Source organism: Prosthecobacter sp. (assembly GCF_044222345.1).
Classification (GTDB): Bacteria; Verrucomicrobiota; Verrucomicrobiia; order Verrucomicrobiales; family Verrucomicrobiaceae; genus Prosthecobacter.
This window is the reverse complement of the sequence record NZ_JBGANL010000067.1, coordinates 1-23,961: the sequence shown is the minus strand read 5'-3', so window position 1 is coordinate 23,961 and position 23,961 is coordinate 1. Positions and strand designations below refer to the sequence as shown.

Annotated in this window: 18 protein-coding genes; 16 read left to right on the top strand and 2 right to left on the bottom strand. The window is 57.9% G+C overall.

The genetic code is table 11. The features are described 5' to 3' along the window. The 7 genes from ACILSL_RS23680 to ACILSL_RS23650 form a co-directional block, all read left to right on the top strand. A partial coding sequence (locus tag ACILSL_RS23680) for a preprotein translocase subunit SecY (RefSeq protein WP_395734543.1) occupies positions 1-811 on the top strand: 811 nt, incomplete at its 5' end. Between the two features lie 17 nt (positions 812-828). Further along, the gene (map, locus tag ACILSL_RS23675; protein ID WP_395734542.1) at positions 829-1,656 is read left to right on the top strand and encodes a type I methionyl aminopeptidase; all 828 of its coding nucleotides are present in this window, start codon (positions 829-831) and stop codon (positions 1,654-1,656) included. A gap of 297 nt (positions 1,657-1,953) precedes the next feature. Then, the gene (locus tag ACILSL_RS23670) at positions 1,954-3,111 is read left to right on the top strand and encodes an MdtA/MuxA family multidrug efflux RND transporter periplasmic adaptor subunit (protein WP_395734541.1); all 1,158 of its coding nucleotides are present in this window, start codon (positions 1,954-1,956) and stop codon (positions 3,109-3,111) included. Between the two features lie 27 nt (positions 3,112-3,138). Then, complete coding sequence (locus ACILSL_RS23665) at positions 3,139-6,246, top strand: multidrug efflux RND transporter permease subunit (RefSeq protein ID WP_395734540.1); 3,108 nt, start codon at positions 3,139-3,141, stop codon at positions 6,244-6,246. Continuing rightward, positions 6,243-9,359 carry an efflux RND transporter permease subunit gene (locus ACILSL_RS23660; protein ID WP_395734539.1) on the top strand — a complete coding sequence of 1,039 codons (3,117 nt, stop codon included), beginning with the start codon at positions 6,243-6,245 and terminating at the stop codon, positions 9,357-9,359. The genes ACILSL_RS23665 and ACILSL_RS23660 overlap by 4 nt, the downstream gene beginning before the upstream one ends. Next, a complete protein-coding gene (locus ACILSL_RS23655; protein WP_395734538.1) occupies positions 9,356-10,762 on the top strand; it encodes an efflux transporter outer membrane subunit in 1,407 nt (468 codons plus the stop codon). The genes ACILSL_RS23660 and ACILSL_RS23655 overlap by 4 nt, the downstream gene beginning before the upstream one ends. A 104-nt stretch (positions 10,763-10,866) precedes the next feature. Further along, entirely contained in the window at positions 10,867-11,247 is a 381-nt protein-coding gene (locus ACILSL_RS23650; protein ID WP_395734537.1) for a RidA family protein, read from the top strand. 81 nt (positions 11,248-11,328) lie between these two features. Here the strand turns inward: ACILSL_RS23650 and ACILSL_RS23645 are convergent, their stop codons facing one another. Then, a complete protein-coding gene (locus ACILSL_RS23645) occupies positions 11,329-13,014 on the bottom strand; it encodes a formylglycine-generating enzyme family protein (protein ID WP_395734536.1) in 1,686 nt (561 codons plus the stop codon). A 267-nt stretch (positions 13,015-13,281) separates the two neighbouring features. Here ACILSL_RS23645 and ACILSL_RS23640 point away from each other — a divergent pair, with 267 nt between their 5' ends. From ACILSL_RS23640 to ACILSL_RS23620, 5 genes are all read left to right on the top strand, one after another. After that, a complete protein-coding gene (locus ACILSL_RS23640; RefSeq protein ID WP_395734535.1) occupies positions 13,282-15,039 on the top strand; it encodes a carbamoyltransferase in 1,758 nt (585 codons plus the stop codon). Between the two features lie 177 nt (positions 15,040-15,216). Next, a complete protein-coding gene (gene rfbA / locus ACILSL_RS23635; protein ID WP_395734534.1) occupies positions 15,217-16,104 on the top strand; it encodes a glucose-1-phosphate thymidylyltransferase RfbA in 888 nt (295 codons plus the stop codon). A gap of 7 nt (positions 16,105-16,111) precedes the next feature. After that, complete coding sequence (locus ACILSL_RS23630) at positions 16,112-16,843, top strand: class I SAM-dependent methyltransferase (RefSeq protein WP_395734533.1); 732 nt, start codon at positions 16,112-16,114, stop codon at positions 16,841-16,843. Continuing rightward, complete coding sequence (rfbB, locus tag ACILSL_RS23625) at positions 16,840-17,874, top strand: dTDP-glucose 4,6-dehydratase (protein ID WP_395734532.1); 1,035 nt, start codon at positions 16,840-16,842, stop codon at positions 17,872-17,874. The genes ACILSL_RS23630 and rfbB overlap by 4 nt, the downstream gene beginning before the upstream one ends. A gap of 23 nt (positions 17,875-17,897) precedes the next feature. Continuing rightward, positions 17,898-18,728 (top strand): FkbM family methyltransferase, encoded by an 831-nt coding sequence (locus ACILSL_RS23620; protein ID WP_395734531.1) that lies wholly within the window; start codon positions 17,898-17,900, stop codon positions 18,726-18,728. A 110-nt stretch (positions 18,729-18,838) separates the two neighbouring features. Here the strand turns inward: ACILSL_RS23620 and ACILSL_RS23615 are convergent, their stop codons facing one another. Then, complete coding sequence (locus ACILSL_RS23615) at positions 18,839-19,567, bottom strand: glycosyltransferase family 25 protein (RefSeq protein WP_395734544.1); 729 nt, start codon at positions 19,565-19,567, stop codon at positions 18,839-18,841. Positions 19,568-19,705: 138 nt separating this feature from the next. Between ACILSL_RS23615 and ACILSL_RS23610 the strand changes: the two genes are divergently transcribed. From ACILSL_RS23610 to ACILSL_RS23595, 4 genes are all read left to right on the top strand, one after another. Beyond that, positions 19,706-19,846, top strand: a complete 141-nt coding sequence (locus ACILSL_RS23610; protein WP_395734530.1) for a hypothetical protein — start codon at positions 19,706-19,708, stop codon at positions 19,844-19,846. Between the two features lie 236 nt (positions 19,847-20,082). Next, positions 20,083-21,540: a hypothetical protein gene (locus ACILSL_RS23605; RefSeq protein ID WP_395734529.1), complete on the top strand. Its 1,458-nt coding sequence runs from the start codon at positions 20,083-20,085 to the stop codon at positions 21,538-21,540. Between the two features lie 43 nt (positions 21,541-21,583). Further along, positions 21,584-22,276, top strand: coding sequence for a glycosyltransferase family 2 protein (locus tag ACILSL_RS23600; RefSeq protein ID WP_395734528.1), 693 nt, complete (start codon positions 21,584-21,586; stop codon positions 22,274-22,276). A gap of 182 nt (positions 22,277-22,458) precedes the next feature. Further along, entirely contained in the window at positions 22,459-23,760 is a 1,302-nt protein-coding gene (locus ACILSL_RS23595; RefSeq protein ID WP_395734527.1) for a lipopolysaccharide biosynthesis protein, read from the top strand. The last annotated feature ends 201 nt before the right edge of the window (positions 23,761-23,961 follow it).

Sequence of the window (23,961 nt, the reverse complement as noted above, 5' to 3'; positions counted from 1 at the left end):
GGCCAGCCCTGCCAGCGCTTTCACTCTGGTCCTGCTCATGGGATTCATGATTCTTGTCATCGCTGGTGTCATTGCCCTGACGCAGGCGACACGACGCATCGCCATCACCTACGCCAAGCGCGTTGTCGGCCGCAAGGTTTATGGCGGCCAGACGCAGTATCTGCCGCTCAAGATCAATTATTCCGGCGTCATGCCGATCATCTTCGCCCAGGCCATCCTTCTGTTCCCCTCCACCATTCTTGCTTCACTCTTCAAAGATGTGAACTGGATCCAGCGCATGGCGCTCTTCATCAGCAGTGGCTGGGTTTATTACGTGGCTTCCTCGCTGCTGATCTTCTTCTTCAGCTACTTCTGGGTGGCCACGATGTTCCAGCCCACGCAGATTTCGGAAGACCTCAAAAAGAGCGGCGGCTACGTTCCAGGCATTCGCCCAGGCAAGCCGACCGCCGACTTCCTCGACTTCACCATGAGCCGTCTCACTTTTGCCGGTGCAATCTTCCTCACGGGTCTCTATGTGATGCCGGGCGTCGTCAGCAGCTCGATGAAAATTTCCAGCTCGGCTGCCCAGTTCTTTGGTGGCACCAGCCTGCTGATCCTTGTCGGCGTGGTGCTTGATGTCATGCGCCAGGTCGAAACGCATCTACTCCAGAGCCACTATGATGGCTTCCTCAAGAAGGGCCGTATCCGTGGACGTGTGGACCGCATCCAGCAGGGCGCACGCGCCGTGGACTCCACCACCGTCGTTTGGCTGTGGGTTGCTCTTGCCATCATGGTCTTGATTGGCGTCGTGTACAAACTTGCTCTTAAGTGAGCTACATCCAGCGCGTCATGGCTTTTGTAAAATCGGGGAACATCCCAATCCGTCACGGCGCGCAGCAGCAGGGCATTCGCAGGGCCGGCCAGGTGGCTCGCGATGTGCTGATCAAAACCGCCTCGCAGGTCCATGCTGGAGTGACGACCGCTGAAGTTGATCGCTTTGCCGCCGCCGAAATCAAGGCGTGCGGGGCGACCAGTGCTTTCCTCGGTTATCGTCAGTTTCCAGGCACCATCTGCATCTCCATCAATGAGGAAGTCGTTCACGGCATCGGTGGTCCGCGCGTGATTCAGGATGGCGACATCGTTAAAATCGATGTCGGTGTCTATTACGACGGATGGGTAGGGGACAATGCTCTGACTGTGCCTGTTGGCAATGTCGCCAAGGAAACCCTGCATCTTCTCGCCGCCACCGAAGAATCACTTCTCAATGCCGTCAAATTCGCCCGAGATGGCTGGATGCTGGGCGATTTGTGCCACAGCGTTGAACATCACGTCACTCAATATGGCTACAGCGTCGTGCGTGAATTCGTCGGCCATGGCGTGGGCAGAAAGCTTCATGAAGAGCCGCAGGTTCCGAATTACGGAAAAAAGGGCGACCGCCCACGTCTGAAAGCCGGCATGACCCTGGCCATCGAACCCATGATCAACATGGGAACCGGCAAGACACGCATCCTTGAGGACAAATGGACGGTGGTCACCACGGATCGCAAGCCTTCGGCGCATTTTGAACACGTGGTTCTTGTCACGACTGACGAGCCTGAGATACTCACGGCCCGTGGCCGCATGTTTCCAAAAGGGGTTGCTGACCTCACGCCTAGGCCGGTCTCAGAACTGGGATGATTCTTGCTTCGTGGCAGCCGCTACAATCAGCAGGATCGGAGCCTAACAGGGAGATGGTTTTGGGTGTTTCCCAATAACCTATAATTTTTTCTTCTGCTTCTCTGTCGCTGGACTGATTCTAAGTGCATGCCAGATTCGTTATCTTGCGTGCGGTGAAACTTGGACCGTTGTCCACGTCCGCGATCCGATTTTGACATGAAAGACACCTCCCCCTCTTCCCATTCGTCATCGCCGAAAGGCCGCGCCGGATGTTTCGTGATCATTTTGATGGTTTTAGCCGGCGGCGGTTGGCTATGGATGCACCGCCCAGCACCGGCAGCAGGTGGGATGGGCGCAGCCGGTAAAGGGGGCTCGCGCGGGGGGATTGCTGCGGTGACCGCCGCGGAGGTGAAGCAGGAAGACTTCGAGGAATGGGTGAGTCTTGCAGGCACCGTTACACCGCTGAATGTGGTGGTGGTGCGCAGCCGTGTGGACGGGCAGCTGGACAAGGTCCGATTTGAGGAAGGGCAGATGGTCAAGGCGGGTGATTTGCTCGCAGAGATTGATCCGCGTCCGTTTCAAGTGACTCTCGACCAGGCCAAGGGGCAGCTGGCCCGGGACGAGGCCTTGCTGGCCAATGCCAACAAAGATCTCGGTCGGTACACCGAGCTGCTCAAGCAGGACTCCATCGCCAAACAACAGGTGGACACGCAAACCTCCTTGGTGCGGCAATATGAGTCAGCCTTGATTTCTGATCGTGCCACGGTGGCGAGTGCGGAACTTCAGCTCAGCTACACCAAGGTCACGGCTCCGCTCACCGGGCGGGTTGGCTTGCGTCAGGTGGATGCCGGCAACATGATCCGTTCCTCAGATGTGAACGGTCTTGTCATCATCACGCAGATGGATCCCATTGGTCTGATTGCATCCATTCCCCAGGAGCGTGTGGCTGCAGTGCGCAAGCGTCTCGCTGGAAGTGAACCCGTGTTGGTGGAGGCCGTGGACAAGGAGATGAACAAGGTGCTTGGACGCGGCAAGCTGCTGACGACCGACAATCAGATTGATGTCACCTCCGGCACCTTGAAACTTAAGGCGGAGCTGCCCAATGCCGACGGCCTGCTGTTTCCGAACCAGTTTGTCATCACACGAGTGCTGGTGGACACAAAGACGAAAGCCACGGTGGCACCTGCAACAGCGATCCAGCGTGGTGCCAAGGGGGCCTATGCCTATGTTCTGATAGAAGAGGACAGCACGGTGACCTTGCGTAATCTGGTCACCGGCCCCGTCCAAGGGGAGCGCGTTCTCATCACGGAGGGATTGAAGCCGGGCGAAAAAGTGATCACCCAGGGAGTGGATCGTTTGCGTGATGGTGCCAAAGTGGAAGTCATCACGCCTGGCAAGACTGCTCCGGGAGATCGCCCCAAAGGAGACAGGCCCAAGGGGGAAGGGAAGGGCGGCAAAGGCGCGCCTTTGTCATGATGACTGAAATCGCATGAAGATTGACGCATGAACCCCTCCCGCATCTTCATCGAGCGCCCCGTCGCAACCACTTTGTTGATGGTGGCGGTTTTGCTTGTCGGGGCGCTGGCCTACCGGCTGCTGCCGGTGGCTGCATTGCCCCAGGTGGACTATCCGACGATCCAGGTCGTCACATTGTATCCTGGCGCAGGACCCGAGGTGATGACTTCCTCCATCACCGCCCCTTTGGAGCGTCAGTTTGGTCAGATGCCCGGCCTCGCGCAGATGTATTCGATCAGCAGTGGCGGCTCTTCAGTGATCACGCTGCGATTCACCCTCGGGTTGCGTCTGGACATTGCCGAGCAGAGCGTGCAGGCGGCCATCAATGCCGCCGCAACACTGCTGCCAACGGACCTGCCCAATCCGCCCATCTATAACAAGGTCAATCCGGCCGATGCTCCCATCATCTCGCTGGCGCTGACCTCGCAGACGCTGCCGCTGATCAAGGTGCAAGACGCTGCCGACACAAGGCTCGTGCCCAAACTGTCGCAGATTTCCGGCGTGGGCCTTGTGTCGCTGAGTGGCGGCATGCGGCCTGCGGTGCGCATTCGCGCCAATCCGGTGGCCCTCTCCTCGCGTGGCCTCAGCACCGAGGATCTGCGCAATGCCATATCCATGGGCAATGTGAACCAGCCCAAGGGTGGTTTTGACAATGCCACGCGCAGCAGCACCGTGGATGCCAACGACCAGCTCCTCTCCGTTGATGACTACCGCAATCTGGTGATCGCCTGGCGCAATGGTGCCGCTGTGCGTGTGATCGATGTCGCTGACGTGGTGGATGATGCCGAGAATCTGCGACTCGCCGCATGGGCGGATGTGAAGCCTTCGACGAAAGTGCAGCCAGCGGTCGTCGTCAATGTTCAGCGCCAGCCGGGGGCCAACGTCATCGAAGTGGCAGACCGCATCAAGACGCTGCTGCCGAAACTGAAGGAAAACCTGCCGCAATCGGTGGATGTGCAGCTTCTCACTGACCGGACGACCACGATCCGTGCTTCCGTGGAGGATGTGCAGTACGAACTTCTGCTCTCCATCTTCCTCGTGGTCGCGGTGATCTTTGTCTTTCTGCGCAGTCTGCGTGCGACATTGATACCGGCGGTCGCGGTGCCTCTTTCACTCGTAGGCACCTTTGCCGTGATGTGGCTGTGCGGTTTCAGCTTGAACAATCTGACGCTCATGGCGCTGACCATCGCGACGGGCTTCGTCGTGGATGACGCGATCGTGATGATCGAAAACATCGCACGTTACATCGAGAATGGTGAAGCTCCGATGCCGGCTGCGCTGAAAGGAGCGAAGCAGATTGGTTTCACCATCATCTCGCTCACCCTGTCCTTGATCGCGGTGCTGATTCCGCTGCTCTTCATGCAGGATGTGGTGGGCAGGTTGTTTCGTGAATTTGCCATCACGCTGGCCATTTCCATTGTGATCTCGGCGGTCGTTTCTCTGACCCTGACGCCGATGATGTGCGCCCGCCTGCTGAAGCATGGCGGGGAAGGGCCGATCGCGCAGAGGGTGTCGCGTGGTTTTGATGCTATCATCTCGCTCTATGGCCGGGTGCTGCGGGTGGTGCTCGATCACGGGGCGACGATGATGCTGATTTTTGCCGCCACACTCGTGGCGACCGGGCTGCTGTATCAAAGTGTCTCCAAGGGCTTCTTCCCGTTGCAGGACACCGGTCTAATCCAAGGCTTTGTGGAGGCGCCGCAAAGCGTCTCTTTCGCGGCGCTGGGCCAGCGGCAGCAGGAGCTCTCCCGCCTGGTCACGGAGGATGAGGCCGTGAAAAGTGTTTCTTCGTTCATCGGTGTGGATGGCGTGAACACCACCCCCAACACGGGACGCATGCTGATCAATCTTGTGCCCAGACATGAGCGGAATGTGACCGCCGCACAGGTGGTCCGACGTCTGCAGGACAAGGCCAACCGTCTGCCCGGCGTGCAGTTGTATCTGCAGCCGGTACAGGATTTGAACATCGAGGACCGCGTGAGCCGGACCCAGTTTCAATACACGCTTCAGTCTCCCAGCATTGAATCCTTGCAGTTGTGGACGCACAAGCTGGTGGACGAACTGCGGAAGTCCCCCCTCCTGGCGGATGTGGCAGACGACTTGCTGGACAAGGGGCTGCAAGCGCGCGTGGTGATCGACCGTGAAACGGCTAGCCGCCTCGGAGTGACTGTCGCCGCCATCGATGCGGCACTCTACAATGCCTTTGGGCAGCGGCTTGTTTCGACCATTTTCACTCAGAGCGGGCAGTACCGCGTGGTTCTTGAGCATGACCTGGAGTTCCAGGCAGGACTCTCCGCTTTTGAACATGTGCGAGTGCCTTCCACCGGCGGACAGCAGGTGCTGCTGAGCACGATGGCCAAAATCATCGAAGAGCCAGCCACGCTGGCCATTGCCCATCAGGATCAGTTTCCAGCCGCCACCGTCTCCTTCAATCTGGCACCAGGTGCTTCTCTGGGGGCTGCTGTGGCGGAAATCGAGCGCATCAAAGATGACATCAACATGCCTGAAAGCATTGAGACGGCCTTTGCCGGCACGGCACTCGCGTTTCAAGGCGCGCTGAGCAATCAGCTGCTGCTCATTCTTGCCGCAGTCGTCGTCATGTATCTGGTGCTCGGCATCCTCTATGAGAGTTTCATCCACCCGCTGACGATTCTTTCGACACTGCCGTCCGCTGCCGTGGGCGCCCTGCTGGCGCTGGAACTGACGCATACGGAACTCGGGGTGATGGCCATCATTGGCATCGTGCTGCTGATCGGCATCGTGAAGAAGAACGCCATCATGATGATCGACTTCGCCATCGAGGCTGAGCGTGAGCACAACATGTCGCCACGGGAGGCCATCTATCAGGCCTGCCTGCTGCGCTTCCGCCCGATTCTCATGACCACCCTGGCCGCCTTGCTCGGTGCTCTGCCGCTCATGATTGGCAGCGGGGAGGGCTCTGAGCTGCGCCATCCTCTAGGACTCACGATGGTGGGTGGTTTGCTGGTGAGCCAGTTGCTCACGCTCTTCACCACACCGGTGATTTATCTGATGTTTGACCGCTTTGCGCCTTCACGCCGGGAAGAAGCGGTGGCTGAAATTTCTGCGATTGCATGAGTTTTACCGACACCTTCATCCACCGTCCCGTGGCGACCACGCTCGCCACGCTGGCGATCGCGTTGTCGGGTGTCCTGGCTTACATGAATCTGCCGGTGTCGCCTTTGCCGCAGGTGGACATGCCTTCGATCTCCGTCTCGGCTTCTCTGCCAGGGGCCAGTCCAGAGACCATGGCCGCCACCGTGGCCACACCGCTGGAGCGCACGCTGGGCCGCATCGCCGGGATTACGGAGATGACCTCATCCTCCTCGCAGGGCAGCACGAGCATCAGCCTGCAGTTTGACATCAGCCGCGACGTGGACAGTGCAGCTCGGGACGTGCAGGCCGCCATCAATGCGGCGCGCAGTTTGCTGCCGACGGGCATGCCGGGCAATCCGACCTATCGCAAAATGAACATGTCGGACTCGCCGATCATGATCATGGCGCTGACTTCGGACGTCGCCACCTCAGGCCAGATGTATGATGTCGGTTCGACGGTGATCGCGCAGAAGATTTCACAAATCGAAGGCGTGGGCAGTGTCAGCATAGGCGGCAGTTCGCTGCCTGCCGTGCGTGTCAGCATGAACATGCCGGCCCTGACGCGGGCGAACCTCACCATGGAAGACGTCCGCACCGCCATCGCCGCCGCGAACGTGAACCGGCCCAAGGGGTTGATTGAGGATGAAAATCGACGCTGGCAGGTGCTGGCGAGCGATCAAATGGACAAGGCTGACGAGTACAAAAATGTCATCGTAAGCTACGTCAATGGTGCTGCGGTGCGGCTGGCGGATCTCGGCGAGGTGACGGATTCTGTGCAGGACGCCTACAACTACGGCAGCACCAACGGCAAGGTCTCCGTCTCGTTCATCGTCTTTCGGCAGGCCGGAGCGAACATCATTGAGGTGGTGAACAAGATTAAAGCCATGATGCCGAAACTCCGTGCGATGGTTCCTGCCTCGATGGATCTGGACATCACCATGGAACGCACGGTGACGATCCGTGCCTCGATCGATGATGTGCAGCATTCGCTGCTGATTGCCATCTTGCTCGTCATCCTGGTGGTGTTTGCCTTTTTGCGCCGGGTGCGGGCCACTTTGATTCCAGGAGTGGCGGTGCCAGTGTCCCTCCTGGGCACTTTTGGTGTCATGTATCTCTGTGGCTACAGCCTGGACAATCTCTCACTGATGGCCCTCACAATCAGCACCGGCTTTGTGGTGGATGATGCGGTCGTCGTGCTGGAAAACATCACCCGACATGTCGAAAATGGCGTGCCCGTGATGGAGGCGGCGCGCCGGGGGACGCGTGAAGTGATCTTCACGGTCATTTCGATGAGCGTCTCCTTGATCGCCGTGTTTATTCCCATTCTCCTCATGGGAGGGCTCATGGGGCTGTTGTTCAGAGAGTTCGCCGTCGTGCTCTCCGTGGCCATTGCCGTTTCGCTTGTGGTCTCGCTCACCACCACGCCGATGATGTGCGCGCGTTTGCTGAGCACGGAAAAGGAAGGTCACAAGCCTGGTTTTTTTGCACGGCTGTCTGACGGCATCTTTCATTGGATTCAGTCATTCTACGCCAACACGCTGCACATCGCCCTGCGGCATCACTGGCTCACACTGACGGCGCTCATCGGCATCGTCGCTCTGACCGCCTGGCTCTATGTGACGATCCCCAAGGGCTTTTTTCCGCAGCAGGACAACGGATTGCTTATTGGCGGCATCAGCGCGGATCAGAACATCTCCTTCCAGGCCATGCGGGAGAAAATCATCGCAATCGCACGGATTGCGCAGGCCGATCCAGCGGTTCTTAAAGTGAATGCAAGCTGCGGTTCCGACTCGCGCATGGGCGGGCCGAAAAACAGTGGCAGGGTCTTCATCTCGCTCAAACCGAGGGGACAGCGTGACTCGGTCGATGTCGTGCTGGCACGTTTTCGTGGCAAACTTTCAAAAATCGCCGGCGCCACCCTCCTGCTGGTGCCGTCGCAGGATTTGCGCATTGGCGGGCGCTCCAGCCGCGCCTTGTATCAATACACTCTGCAGGCGGGTGACGTGGAGACCCTGCGCAAATGGGAGCCTCGGGTGCGTCTGGCACTGCTCGGCCTCAAGGAAATCGTGGATGTGAACAGTGATTTCGAGGACAAGGGCACCGTCACCAGGCTCGTCATTGATCGTGATGCCTGTGCCCGTGTCGGCGTGAGCATGCAGGCGGTGGACAGCGTGTTAAACAGTTCTTTCGGCCAGCGCATGGTTTCCACGATCTATGCGCCGCTGAATCAATACCGCGTGATATTGGAGGCTTCGCAAAACGAGGATCCCGGAGCATTTGATCAGGTGATGGTGCGTTCCGACTCCGGTAAACTCGTCCCATTGAACCAGCTTGCCCGGTGGGAGTTCGCGCCTGCGGCATTGTCCATCAGCCATCAGGGGCAGTTCGCGGCGCTGACCTTTTCGTTCAACATCCCACCCGGCGTGGCATTTGCAGAAGCCACCGAAGCCATCACGAATACGGTGAACAAACTGCAGATTCCCGAAGAAGTTCAGCGCGTTTTTGCCGGTACGGCCGGTGCTTTCCAGGCTTCGCTGGACAGTCAGCCCGTTCTCATTCTCACGGCGCTCCTCGTCATCTACCTCGTGCTGGGCATTCTCTATGAGAGCTTTCTGCACCCGCTGACGATCCTCTCGACGCTGCCCTCCGCAGGTGCGGGTGCTTTGCTTGCCCTGTATGTCTGCGGCATGGATTTCACGGTGATGGCGATGATCGGCATCTTCCTGCTCATCGGCATCGTGAAGAAGAACGCCATCATGATGATCGACTTTGCCCTGCAAACCGAGCGCGAACGTGGGCTCGGTTCATTCCAGGCCATCTTCGAAGCCTGCCAGTTGCGCCTGCGCCCCATTTTGATGACCACCTGCGCCGCTTTGCTTGGCGCTTTGCCTTTGGCCCTCGGGACCGGCGTGGGATCTGAGCTGCGCAGGCCGCTCGGCATCGCCGTTGTTGGCGGGTTGATTGTCAGCCAGATGCTCACACTTTACACCACGCCTGTGGTGTACTTATTCCTCGATGGCCTGAGGCTGCGTTTCCTGAAGAAACATCCGCCCTCCCAGCATATGACCGCCGCGCCCGTTCCAGTCACTCTATGAACCGTCTTTTTTTCTGCATGCTCATGCTTGCCGCCGCAGGTTGCAGCTTCTCACCCAAGAAACAGGCTCCGGTGATGAATCTGCCGGCGAACTTCAAGGAGAGCCGTGGTTGGAAAGTCGCGCAGCCCGCCGATCATCTGCCGCGTGGCAACTGGTGGTCCATCTTCCATGACAGCGATCTGGACGCCATCATGCAAAGCTTGGAGGTTTCCAACCAGTCCCTGCAGTCCGCTGTGGCCAAGGCTCAGCAGACCTCGGCTTTGCTCACAGCGGCCAAACTTGCCTTCCTGCCGACAGCATCTGCCACCAGCGACTACACCGTGAATAAGAGCGGTGCACTCGGTGGCTCCAGCAACGCCAACTCCATCAATGCCGCCCGCAGCGGCTCAGGCGTGAAAAGTATTCAATCCGTCGGAGGGTCGGCCAACTGGGAACTGGATCTCTGGGGACGTCTGCGGCATACCGCCAAGGCCACCAAGGCGGACGTCGAGGCGGTGCAGGCGGATGTGGAGTCCACCCGGCTCACCCTGCAAACTCAGGCAGCGCAGAGCTACTTTTCACTGCGTGCTGCCGACGCTCAAAGGCTCTTGCTTGAGCGCCAGGTGGCGAGCTACGCCAAGTCGCTGGAACTCACACAAAATCGCAAAGCGCAGGGGGTGGCCTCCGAGGCGGACGTCGCTCTCGCAGCCACGCAGCTTGCGACCTCGCGTGCGGCTTTGATCGAAACCGGCGTGACACGGGCGACGATGGAGCATGCTCTGGCCGTACTGACGGGCCGTGCCCCAGCCGATTTTGGCCTGAAGCCAGCCACTCTCACCTCACACATTCCTACGTTGCCTGCCACGGCTCCCTCGACGCTGCTTCAGCGCCGCCCTGACATCGCCGCGGGTGAGCGTCGTGTGGCTGCCGCTAATGAACGTATTGGTGCCGCCATCGCCGCCTTTTTTCCCACTATCTCGCTGGGGACCGCCACAGGCTGGCGTGCCTTGGCCAACCTGTTTGCGCAGGGCAACAATTTCTGGTCGTTTGGTCCTGATGCCAGTCTGGCGATTCTTGACAGCGGTCAACGTCTGGCCGCCAAGGCGCAGGCGGACGCCACCTGGAGGCAGGCCGTCGCGGATTACCGGCAGGCCGTGCTAACCGCCATGCAGGAGTCTGAAGATGCGCTGTCCACACTACGTATTCTGGCCGCCGAAACTGAAGCCCAGAATGAAGCCGTGCATGCGGCCCGGGAGAGTGAACGCATCGCCACCAATCAGTATGAGGCAGGTACCTTGAGCTACATCAACGTTGCCACCGCTCAAGCCACGGCCCTGAATGCCGAGCGCAGCGCCATTGATCTCCGCTCGCGTCGTCTGAACGCGACCGTGGCCCTGATCAAAGCGCTGGGGGGGGGATGGTGAGATGTTTGTTAGTCACCAGAGCCACGCGCGGGACTGATGAGGCGAATCGGTGGCGAATGAATCTCGAGGCTTGAATCGCAGGTGCGGATCGTTAAGAGATCCGCATGGAACTCATCAACAACACTCCCCAGGTGCCGGCTGCGGTCGGTCCGTATTCTCAAGCGGTGAAGCATGGCGGCCTGCTGTTTTGCTCAGGCCAGATTCCCATTGATCCGGCAGCGGGAAAGATCGTGGCGACGGAGGTGGAAGGCCAGACCTCTCAGGTGCTGGCCAACATTCGCACGCTTCTGGAGGCGCAGGGACTGACACTAGGCTCTGTCATCAAAGCGACCGTTTTTCTGCAAAACATGGCCGATTTTCCCAAGGTCAATCCGCTGTATGAGGCGGCGTTTGCAGGTCACAAACCCGCACGTTCCACTGTGGCCGTGGCAGGACTGCCGCTGGGTGCTCTGGTGGAGATCGAAGTGATCGCTGCGCTGTCTTGAGGCGCTGCACAAAACAAGATCCATCCCTACATCAGGCCAGCATCCTCTACGGCTCTATCCAGAAGCTATTGGGGGGGGCATTTAAGGCGTGCCAAAATCCAGCACACAGCGGAAGCCCAGATCTGCACGAGAGGCAGTCTTGAGCGCATGTGAACGGGCGGATGTCAGCAGGGCATCTTTGTCAAAGCTCAGCCAACTGCCGCCACGGATGACGCGCTCTTCCGGCGCACCAGGCCAGGCATCTGCACACCATTCAGACACGTTGCCGCCCATTTCATACAGGCCCAAGGCGTTACCGCGCGCGCTGTCCACAGGTGCAGTGTAGGAGTAATTGTCTGTGGTGCCGGGTATTTTGGTGGCATCCAGATTGGCTGAGAGTGCCGGCGGCTTCCAGTCATCCGCCTTGGGTGTCCAGGGGTAGTGTGTTTTATCAGCGAGGTGTCTCGCGGCAGGATCGGCACCGGTTTCATTTTTCAAACCGGCAGCCAGGCTCCATTCGGTGTCGCTCGGCAGACGGTAGGAGGCGGAAGCCGGGATGAGCTTGCTCACGCGGTCGCGCTCGGTCAGCCAGGCGCAGAAAGCCATGGCATCTTCCCAGGACATACCGGCGGCAGGATGATTCCCTCCTAGCAGAAAGGAGGGTTTCTGGCTCCAGTTGCGTCCGGTATCCCGCAGCCAGGTTTCGAAATCACGCACGCTGGTTTCCGTGACGCAGATGAGGGGGGCGCTTTTCTCATGGAGGGGGACAAAGCGCATGCCCAACGCATTGATGAAAGAACTGCCATCCGCTACTGCTGGTTTGAGACTTGCAGGGTCGGGCAGGCCGCTATCATCGCCCTTGCCCTGCATCTGCTTGCGCAGTGCTTCCACCGCAGTGGCGTCCACCTTGCGGCTGTCAGTCATTGCCTTCATGCGTTCCTCCAGAGCCTGCTTTTTCTCCGCATCGGAGGCGGCCAGGAGGCTGGCGGTACGGCGTTTGTCGTCAAACACACAGCGAAAGCCGATGGTGGGAGCCCGCAGGTCTGCAGGCACGACGTATTTATAGCCTGAAGTAAGGCATTCAGCGCGGAAATAGGCCCAGGAACCGCCGCGCAGGATCCCGCTCGGCTGCGCGCGGATCTCCACAGGCTGGGTCCATTCCCAGACATTGCCCGCGAGGTCGTACAGTCCCTCCTGAGTGGGGGTGAAACTGCCCACCGGTGCGGTAAATGCGTAGCCGTCGTTGGCATAGCCGGTGATCTCGCCATCGGCAAAATTGGCGGCCTTCGCTGGCGGCGGCCAGTCCTGCCCCCAAGGATAGATTTGGTCGTCCAGCAGACGGTCTTCGGCGGAGAGACTGATTTTCTTGCGACCGCGGGCCAGGCCCACGGCAGAGTCCCACTCTTCCGGCGTCGGCAGGCGGTAGCTCTGGGAGCTGTCAATCAAGTGTCGTTCGCGCTCGGTTTCGGTGAGCCAATTGCAGAAGGCCACGGCATCCTGCAGGTTGACGCCTACCACTGGATGCTCAGGAGACTGCTCAAAGTGCGTCTGGTAGGACCACGGGTACTTTTTCTGCCGCAGAAACTCATTCCATTCGGAGAGCCGAGTCTCCCAGATGGCAAATTGCACGGTGGTGCCAGGAATATTGGCAAAGCGCGTGCCCAGGCTGCTGACCCGCGGCGCATTTGGGTTGGCGCCTTCTGGCTTGAGGCTGGTTTGTCCCTGGGCGTTGAAACACGCGGCCAAGCCGAGGACAAGGGCAGTCAGATGGGAAGGGGGACGGCGCATGGAATTCGATAAATGCAAAGGGGGCCGGGTTCATCCGAAAAACTCGGAACGAGGCGACAACTGACACTTTGCCAGAGAAAAATGTACGCTGCCAGCACAGCTTGGTGTCAAAGTGTTAACACACAGGAGAACTTTATTCTTTGCGCTGGGTATCAGCATGGTACAGTCACCTCCCTTTTTGAAAAATGCCGATTCAACCACGGCAAACCATCCAGGCCGCTGCTTGAGCGACCTTTGGCGGCAGCTTGGCCGCGTCTCTTTTCCCGCATGATTGTCCTCGGTCTCAATGCTTATCACGGTGACTCGGCTGCAGCCCTCGTCAAAGATGGCAGACTCGTCGCTGCTGCTGAAGAGGAGCGGTTCCGACGCATCAAACACTGGTCTGGTCTGCCGACTGAGGCCATGAAGTGGTGCTTGGCCGATGCAGGCCTCCAGCTCGGTGACGTCGATCACATCGCCATCAATCGCAATCCCAAGGTCAACAACCTGCGTCGCGCCCTCTACGTCCTGCGCAAGCGCCCCAGCCTCGGCCTGATCCTCAAACGCCTCGGCAACATCCGGCATGCGGGCAGTTTCGAGGACGCCGTACAGACCGCCTTTCCGGGAGACAAGCTGCATGCCAAGGTGCACCGCGTGGAACACCATCTGGCGCACCTCGCTTCAGCCTTCCTGGTATCAGATTTTGACGAAGCTGTGTGTCTTTCGGTCGATGGCTTTGGCGACTTTGCCAGCTCCGCCTGGGGCATGGGGAAGGGGAATGACATCCAGATCGACGGTCGCATCTTCTTTCCCCACTCGCTGGGCATTTTCTACTCAGTCATCACCCAGTTCATCGGCTTCCCCTACTTTGGTGACGAGTACAAAGTCATGGGCCTCGCCCCGTATGGCGAACCCAAATACCTCAAAGAGATGCGCGAACTCGTGCAGGTGCAGAGTGACGGCACCTTCAGGCTGAACCTGAAATACTTCCGCCATCACACTGAGGACGTGCACTACACCTGGGACAACTGCTGCCCCGAAGTCGGCACCCTCTATAAACAGGCCCCCATGGAGGCGCTCTTTGGACCGCAGCGTGAAAAGGGGGCGGCGCTGGAGCAAAAGCACCGTGACATCGCCCGCAGCGCCCAGGCCATGTATGAGGAGGCCTTCTTCGCCATGCTGCAGACACTGCACGCACGCTATCGGTGCGACAACCTCGCCCTCTCTGGCGGCTGCGCCATGAACTCCGTGGCCAACGGCAAGGTGTACCTCAACTCACCCTTCAAGCGCATGTACCTCCCTGCCTCCGCCGGCGACGCGGGGGGGGCCATCGGTTCCGCTTTCGTCGTCGCCCTTCAAGGCACCGCAGGTGCTCCAGTCCGCTCATCTCGTTTTGTGATGGACCACGCTTACGTCGGCCCACAGGCCAATGATGCTGAAATCAAAACCCTGCTCGATGCACGCCACGCCGACATTGTGGCAGAAAACTGCACTGTATGCCGCCTTGATGACGAAGCCGAGCTCTGCCGCCTCACAGCCACCGCCATCACTGAAGGCAAAGTCATCGGATGGTTCCAAGGCCGCATGGAGTGGGGCCCGCGTGCGCTCGGCAATCGCTCCATCCTCGGCGACCCACGGCGTGCCGACATGAAGGACATTCTCAATCTCAAGATCAAACGGCGCGAATCCTTCCGCCCTTTTGCCCCCAGCATCCTGCGCGAGCACGTGAGCGAATGGTTTGAGCAGGACGACGACGTCCCCTTCATGATGGAGGTTTTTCAGGTGCGCGCAGACAAGCGTGCGCAAATCCCCGCCACCACGCATGTGGATGGTTCCGGCCGCCTGCAAACCGTTCATCAGGACACCAATCCACGCTACCACCGCCTCATTGAAAACTATCGCCAGCTCACAGGTGTGCCCATGGTCTTGAACACCAGCTTCAACGAAAACGAGCCTGTCGTCTGCACGCCGCAGCAGGCTCTTGATTGCTTCCTGCGCACCAAGATGGACGTGCTGGTGCTGAATGACTGGATGATTGTGCGCTGACGCTGAAATGACGAATGGGCAAAGCCGAATGAAGAAAGAAATTCGAATGCTGAACGCCGAAAAAGTGCCGCAGCCAAAGGACGCTCGCGCTCACGGATTGGGCTTCGCCCTTCATCCGTCATTCTCTTTTTTGCGTTCATTATTTTCCCTCGCCTCCCGCATACACCATTCATCACCATGAAGGGTATCATTCTCGCAGGCGGCGCGGGCTCGCGTCTTTATCCTCTCACACAGGTGGCGTCCAAGCAACTGCAGCCGGTCTATGACAAGCCCATGGTCTACTACCCGCTGACCGTGCTTATCGCTTCGGGCATTCATGAGTTCTGCCTCATCTCTTCACCGCAGGATCTGCCACGGTTTCAGCGCTTGCTTGGGGACGGTTCGCAGTGGGGCATCTCGATTGAATACCGTGAACAGGCCAGGCCCGAAGGCGTCGCGCAGGCATTCCTCATTGCCGCATCCTTCATAGGCCAGGACTTGGTGACCTTGATCCTCGGCGACAACATTTTCTTTGGTGGAGATGCCTTCCCGCGTGCTTTTGCCGAATTCAAATCCGGTGCCACCATATTTGCCTACCATGTCAACGACCCTGAACGGTACGGGGTGGTGGAATTCGACGCCGAAGGCCGGGCGGTTTCACTTGAAGAGAAGCCAGCGCACCCACGCAGCAACTACGCCGTGCCAGGCGTCTATCTCTACGACAACGACGTCGTGGCCATCGCTGGAAGCTTGCAGTCTTCACCTCGTGGCGAATTCGAAATCACCGATGTGAACAAGGAATACCTGCGCCGTGGAACCCTGCGCGTGCAGCGCCTCAGCCGCGGCACTGCCTGGCTGGATGCTGGTACCAGTAGCAGCTTGCACGAAGCTTCTGCCTATGTGCAAACCATCGAAAAGCGCCAGGGTGTGAAGCTTGGCTGCCCCGAAGAGGCCGCTCTGCATCGCGGCTTTCTTTCCCTCGGCGACTTTGAAAAACTTGTGACTGCAATGCCTCAGTGCGAGTATCGCGACTACCTCGCCGAAGTAGCCATCGAAGTGAAACGTGTCGGCATCAAAAGCGCCTGAAACCTCCATGACTCCCCATCCTGTACTGTCCCATCGCTATGCGCAGCCCGAAGAAAGGCAGGACTACGTCAAAGAACTCTTCGATCAAGGTGCTGCTCATTACGATCCCATCGTCGGCTGGGGATTTTTTGGCACGGGCAATCTCTACCGCAGGACGGCGCAGAGCCGCCATGGACTGCGGCCCGGCATGCAGCAACTCGATGTTGCCTGCGGCACGGGCCTCGTGGCCGTGGCCGCCAGCCAGGTGCTCGGCGGTGACGGCACGATCACTTGTGTGGAGCCCAGTGACGGCATGCTGGCCGTGGCCAGGGAAAAACTGCCCAACGCACGCTTCATCCAAAGCCGCGCCGAGAGCATGCCCCTCAAAGACAACGCCTACGATTTTCTAACCGTGGGCTATGCACTGCGCCACTTCGCCGACCTGGAGGCCACCTTCCGTGAATTTCACCGAGTGCTCAAGCCCGGCGGTCGTGTCCTCATCATGGAGGCCACCCGTCCAGCGGGCAGGATTGGCTCAGCCCTTTTCAAACTCTACTTCGGTATTGTGTATCCCTTCTTCGCCCGACTGCTCACCCGCAGTCAAAAGGCAGAGGAGATGATGGTGTACTTTTGGGAGACCATGGATGCCTGCGTCCGTCCTGAGGCTGTCGTCTCCGCTCTCAAGGCAGCCGGTTTCCAAGACGCCCGCCGCATCGCCTGCATGGGCGTCTTCAGCGAATATGCCGCCGTCAAAGCATGATGAATCTTCTAGTCACTGGCGGGGCAGGCTTCATCGGCTCAAATCTCATTCGGCAGGTCATTGACCAGCCTGGGATCTCGAAGCTTGTCAATCTGGACTGCCTCACCTATGCCGGTCATCTCGAAAATCTCGATGGCATCCATGGCGTTCACCCATGCTATGTCTTCGAGCAAGTTGACCTTCGCGACAAAGCAGAAGTCCTTCGCGTCATCCGCCAGCATGACATCACCCACGTCATGCACCTCGCCGCCGAGTCTCACGTTGATCGTAGCATCACCAGCCCCGGAGACTTCATCACCACCAACATCAACGGCACCTTCCACCTCCTCGAAGCCTGCCGCGCCCATGGGTTCTGTTCAGCATTCAGCATCCAGCATCAACTGGTCAGGTTTCTTCAAGTCTCTACTGATGAGGTTTTCGGCTCCCTCGGTTCCCACGACCCCGCCTTTACGGAGACCTCATCGTACGCACCGAACTCGCCCTACTCCGCCAGCAAGGCCGCGAGTGACATGCTCGTGCGCAGCTACCACCAAACCTATGGCCTGCCAGCCATCATCACACGCTGCTCGAACAACTACGGCCCGTATCAGTTCCCCGAAAAGCTCATTCCCGTCGTCATTCAAAAAGTGTTGAGCCGCCAGTCCATCCCCGTCTATGGCGATGGCCTCAACGTGCGCGACTGGCTCCATGTCGGCGACCATTGTCAGGCGTTGTGGAACGTTCTCACCAGCGGCAAAGCCGGGGAGACTTACAATATAGGTGGCGAGAACGAACTGACCAACCTGCATCTCGTGCAGATGATCTGTGATCTCATCGACGAATTGAAACCTGAACTTGGGGGACATTCGCGCAGCCTCATCACCTTTGTAGCCGATCGTCCCGGCCATGATCGACGCTATGCCATGGATGCGGCGAAGATCCGTGCCGAGCTTGGCTGGGCTCCGGCCCACACCTTGGCATCCGGCCTTCGTGAAACCATCGCATGGTATTTGGGCCGTCAGGCCGCAGCCGCCTCGGTCGGTCGTCGTTAAAGACATGCGCTATCACCTCTTCAATGCATCGTCTCGTCAGCCTACTGCGCCATCCGCAGCCGCTGCGTTTTTTGGTCGCGCAGATTTTCTGGCGCACCGGCTGGGGGCGGCGGCTCACCTTTCCCCTGCGTGGCTTTCGGCTCCATCTACATCCCGCCAACCTCGCCTGGCAGCTCTGGATGGACCGCCATCAAAGGGACGCCGACATGAACCTCATCCGCTCCCTCCTCAAACCGGGCGATACCATGATTGACGTCGGGGCCAACATCGGATTCACCGCCCTCGAAGGAGTTCAGGCTGTTGGCTTGAAAGGCACGGTTCATGCCATCGAGCCGCATCCCTTCATCCATCGTTGTCTGAGTGAAAACCTCATCCTCAATCACCTTGGCCCTCCGCATATTCAAACATATCCCACGGCCGTCTCCGACGAACCCAGTGACATCGGCGTGCAGTTCACCAACGAGCGCCGTGACGACATGAACTTCATGGTTCCCAAAGGTGCCGCTCGCCACACATGCATGAATGCTAAAGGCATCAAAGTTCCAGTCACCACGTTGGATGCTTTGTTTCCGGACTTGCTTCACTGCGATCTTCTTAAAATTGATGTCGAAGGAGCAGAGCTCGCCGTGCTGCGCGGTGCCAGCAGGCTGCTCAAGAACACGCGACAGATTGTGATTGAAGCAGGAGACCCAAACTCTGCCCGTCATGGTTTCACTGCCGACGATTTGTTGGCGTATTTGGAGTCTGCCGGATTCGAAGTGCGCTCCATGGATCAGGAGAAGGGGCGGCATTTTCCCATTCAGATTGAATACTATCGCAGGCATGTCGGAAACTGGCTGGCTTTCCGCAGTTAATGCGAGACTCAATGCCCCTGGTGATTTTTATAAGCCTTCTTCGATGAAGCAAGGCTGATTCAAACATGGGGCCTATTGACCCTGCATTGATGGCAATGACTCAGCGCCAATCATGGTTTTGCATCCTTGGCAGGGTTCAGGACGGGGTCCCTCATCCAACTTTCAAACGCCCCCTGGGTGACAAGCGGGGGCTCGGCCCAGTAAGACTGTATATGCAACGCCTTGCCTGCGGCATTCAAATGCCAGTCAATGGGACGCTGAAATGGGGGCTGAGCAAATCGGCTGGACAGCAGACGCTCCGCGCAGCCCGGATGAATCAGATATGCCTCTGTGCAGCGCGAGCAGCCGCCACCGCCCCAGAGCAATCCTCGTTTCCAGCCACGCCAGTAAAGGTGCTTGCCGGCACGCCGCAGCCACCATGGCACATGCAAATCACATCCCTGCCCCACAAAGCACATATCCCATTCTTTTGGCAGCTCAGTCACGCAGTTTGACAGAGCGGGCAGAAAACCGGGGCGGATCAGCACATCGTCCTCCAGAATTAGATGCCTGACATGCGGCTCAGCCACTACTTTTCGGTAGACCTCCAGATGTTTCAAAATTAGCGAGACTGAACCCGCTGCGATTACATCTGGGTCGCCCCATTCACCACGTTCATACGCACCTTCAGCCAGCACCTCTTCGCGATCATGCGCCGTCATCCAGTCCACAGGAAAGCGGTCCAGCCCCTGCTCTTTCAGCACGCGCTCCATGTGCGTCCGGCGCTCTTTCAGACGTGTGTAATGGATCACATGCACCCGCAGGTTTTCCGGGTTTAAGTGCAGTAATTGGGATTTCATCAAATCATGCGCCACTCTGAATCACTGCCACATTTGCACAGGGATTAAAATTCAAAAATTCAGCTTGCTGGGCTCTGAAGCCGTTGAGACCCTGAATAAGATTGGGCCTCCTGTTCATGATTACATCAAGCATGCGGCATGCCCTCTCCTGCCGCCCTGAATGCGCTGGACATGCCTCTGATGAAGCCCGACGGACTCTTTTGCTTCTGCCCCAATGGCTTGCTTGCCTTCCGCCAGCGCAAATCACACGATTGGAATCACCGCTTCATCCGCAGTTGATGATGGGGGCTTCCTTCGACATGCCTTTCCGAAGTAGCCGCTGTTCATCCATTCGCGCCTCTGGTGCACAGAGCTCGGCATGGAAAACTGAAACTCGTCGCAGGCTGGCCGCGTCAACATGGTGTCCAGCCCGGAAATCTGGATCATGTGGGACTGCTATTCGTGGTGGTCCAAGCATCTTTGGTAGCAGAGTGCACCATTCCAAGTTTTCCTTCATTCGCTTAATTTATCCTTTGATGAAACACCGGCCAAACTACGCTCTTCTGACTATCCTGGCCCTTGCTTTAATTCTGCGGATCGTCTTTTGGTCGCAGGCGCTTCTGGGTCGCGATGCGATAGGCTATGCTATTGGCGGGCTGGGCACCTGGTGTGCACACTCTCCTGGCTATTTTGGTTATTGCCTCAGTGGATGGCTCGTTAACCAACTCGTCGCAAACATCAATGACAGCTTCATTCTCATCAATGTGGTCACATCCTTGCTGGGCATCTATTTCTGTCATCAACTGGCTGAATCCTTCGGATTGAAGGGCAGGAACGCTATTCTCGCCACCGCTGCCTATGCCTTCAGCATCAATTTGGACTACTTCAGCGTCGTCGCTCTTTCATTCGCGCCAGAAGGCATGTTTGCCACGCTCTTTGCCTTGATCTGTAACCGGGCCATCAAAGATCAGAGTTTTCGCTTCACGCTGCTCGCAACGGTCATTTGGGCCGTGAGCGGCGCATTCCGCCAGACATCCATCAGCTTTCTCGCGCCTCTCTGGCTTTACACCCTATGGGCATCAGGGCCGTTAAAGAGAGTGCCTTTGTACGTTTTGGTGGCGATCCCAATTATTTTGGCCTGGTCCCGACCAAATGCTTATTATCAGAAGGCTTATAATGGAGATTTGCAGGCGGACGTGAGTCGGTATTTCTGGGAGCTTCAGGTCTACACGGGCTCAAATTATGATCAAAGTAATTTCGGGGTGGACAAAGAGTTAAAGAGCAATGTTACAGGAGGCTACCACTGGCCCTTCATTGAGTTGCTGCAACTTGTAGATGAAAAAACAGGGGTTCACTTTCTGCCGGACTACCGCTCTTATGGTGCACCTCCTCCTAGTTTTGCCCATGCAGCCAAGCTGTCAGCCCTGCAGTTCACGAAGCTGACGTTCTACATGCTTTTTTCTCTTCCCTGTCTGCTCATTCTTTTGATTCTGTTGCCGCAGTTCAAGAAGGTGGGATCACTGTTCAGGCCCGGTGAGATTCCCTTTTTCCTCGCCTGGATGCTGCCAGTGGGCGGCTTTTTTATTGTCGGACACTTTGGCAGTTTTGGGTATTTGCAGATCTTTCTTTCCGGCTTTTCCGTCCTGGCAGTCCTGCTGCTTAGCAGAGCTGGGGGCCAGGCAGAAGCACCGGGATGGCAGCGCTGGCAGTACGCCCATGCCTTCCTGACCACTGCCGCGCTGGTCTTTTTCATTTTCGCACGTCCCTACAGATCTTCGGATGCGCAGGAGAAATTGACCGATGTTCTCATTCTGCAATATACCGGCCCTGCCATTCAGCATTTGTACACCGTCGCGCGTTGGGTGGTTGTTCAGCCTGGACCTGCCTTGGAGGAAGACTGGTTCCGGCTTGAAACCGATGCCGAACTCATCCGCTGGTTCTCCACCACCCCGATGGCCGGACGCTGCTTGTGCAAGCCGCAGGCCGTGCGTTAAAGCGTGTCAACAACTGCAGTCACCCGCTTCAAGCTCACCTTCCATGGCCCCTTGTCTTTCAGTCGTCATTCCGGTTTTCAATGAAAAAGCCACCATTGAAAAATCACTCGCCGCCGTTCTCTCGCAACCGATGGTTCAGGAGGTGGTCATTGTGGACGACTGCTCCACGGACGGAACGGTTGAGATTCTGGAAAGGATTTGTGCCGAGGACCCGCGACTTCACCTGATAAGGCACAAGGTCAATCAGGGTAAAGGAGCTGCGGTAAGCACTGGATTCCAGAACGTGGCCGGCCTGTATACCATCATTCAAGATGCCGATCTGGAATATGATCCGCGTGAGTATGGCAGGCTTCTGCAACCCTTGGTGGATGGAGATGCGGACGTTGTTCTGGGCAGTCGCTTCATCGGCGGCTCATCGCATCGCGTGCTCTATTTCTGGCACTCGGTCGGCAACAAACTGCTCACGCTGCTCTCCAACATGGCCACTAATCTGAATCTCACGGACATGGAATGCTGCTACAAGGTGTTCAAAACGGACTTGTTGAAACGTTTCCGCATTGAAGAGCCTCGTTTTGGCATCGAGCCTGAAATCGTCGCCAAAGTCAGCCGCCTCGGTGTGCGCATCTACGAAGTCGCTGTGTCCTACCGTGGACGCACTTACGAAGAGGGGAAAAAGATCACCTGGAAAGATGGGGTGAGGGCGCTCATATGCATCGCCAAATACCGTTTCGGATGATCACTTGAGCTGTATCGAACCTGCATCTTGATGAGAGGCTTTCATTTGCGAGTTTACGCACGGCAGGTCCATCCTCCGCGGTTCCACAGACGCCCCTCTGCAATAGCCTGCCGTTCTGTCCTGCAAATCCCTCCTTCATCCTTCCGCCAATGCAATGTGTCTCACGTTGCACGTTGCCTTGCATGATCTCATGGCTCTCCCATCGGCGTAATCGTTCACGTCTGTTCCGCTGGAGCACGATTCTGAGCGGGTTCGCGGTCGTGCAATTGCTCGTGCAGGCGCTGAATGCAGTATCGGGTTTCCTGGTGGTGCGTACGCTGGAAAAACCGGACTATGCTTGGTTTACCATTGCCAGCGGCATGAGCGCCACGCTAGCCATTCTGTCAGACTCAGGGGTGGGAATTGCCGTCACCTCCATCGGCGGCACCATCTGGCAGGACAACGCATCCATGAAAGCCCTGGTGCAGGCGGCTATGCGCATGCGGCTGAAACTGGCTGCCATTGCCTCGGTTGTGGTGGCGGGTATCTCCCTCTGGCTCCTGCTGAGCAATGGGGCGGGGTTCGTCTCCGCACTCGGCCTCACCATCCTCGTCCTTGCTCCCATCTGGCAGATATCCTCCACGGCAGTGCTCAATGTGGTCAACCGCCTGCATACCCGCACCCGACAGCTTCAGGTGGCCGATCTTGTGCCTGCGGTCGTTCGTGCCTCACTGACGGGGGCATTGGTTTTGCTGGGAGGACTCAGCCCACTCACCGCCATGGCAGCGGTTTTAGCCGCCCATATCTTGCAATACAGTATTGTGCGCAGGCAAGTGCTGCCGCTGCTGGATGTGGTGCCATATCCCGGAGGCATCGAAGCCTACACGGCGCGCATCTGGAAGATGGTCCTTCAGCTTATGCCCAGTAGTACCTTTTGGTGTCTGCAGGGCCAGCTCACTACCTGGCTGATCAGTGTCTTTGCCACCACCAGCGAGGTGGCGGATCTCGGCGCACTGAACCGTCTCTCCATTGTATACGCCGTTTTTGGCGGCCCCTTGGGGCAGTATATTTTGCCTGCCTTCGCCCGCACGGAGAACCGGCGGCGGCTCTGGCTCATGACCTTGGCCCTCTTGGCCGGCACCTTTTTTTTCAGCGGTCTGCTGCTGACGGCGGCTTGGCTGAAGGGGGACTGGTTCCTCTGGCTTCTCGGTGCAAGGTATGCCCACCTGCATCAGGAATTGCTGCTCGTCTTGACGGGTATTGCCATCAGCACATTGTCGGGAATCGTCTGGGCATTGAACAACACGCGGGCCTGGATTCGGCGGATCTGGCTCACCATTCCGGTTACGTTGATTTCTCAAGCGGCCGCCGCCTTCCTGTTTGATCTCAGCACCGTTAAGGGGGTGGCAGGTTTTATTATTGCCACAGGTGCAGTGCAGTGCTGCCATGCCCTCATTGTCTGCTGCCTTGGCCTTGTCTATCCCAAATCTGTTCATGCAGGCTGATTGAAACTACATAGCAATTGTCTACAATTTACATAACCAAACAATGACGCCAGATTTGATTTTTGGCGCTTCGCTAAACAGGATGGGTAAACGCTGAAGGGATATTGAGGTTGAGGTCTCCAGCCATCCAATAGCAGATGGCTTTGAGATTGTTGAAGTTGCGGAAGCCGCGGGCTCGGCGGCGTGCGGTTTGGATGATGC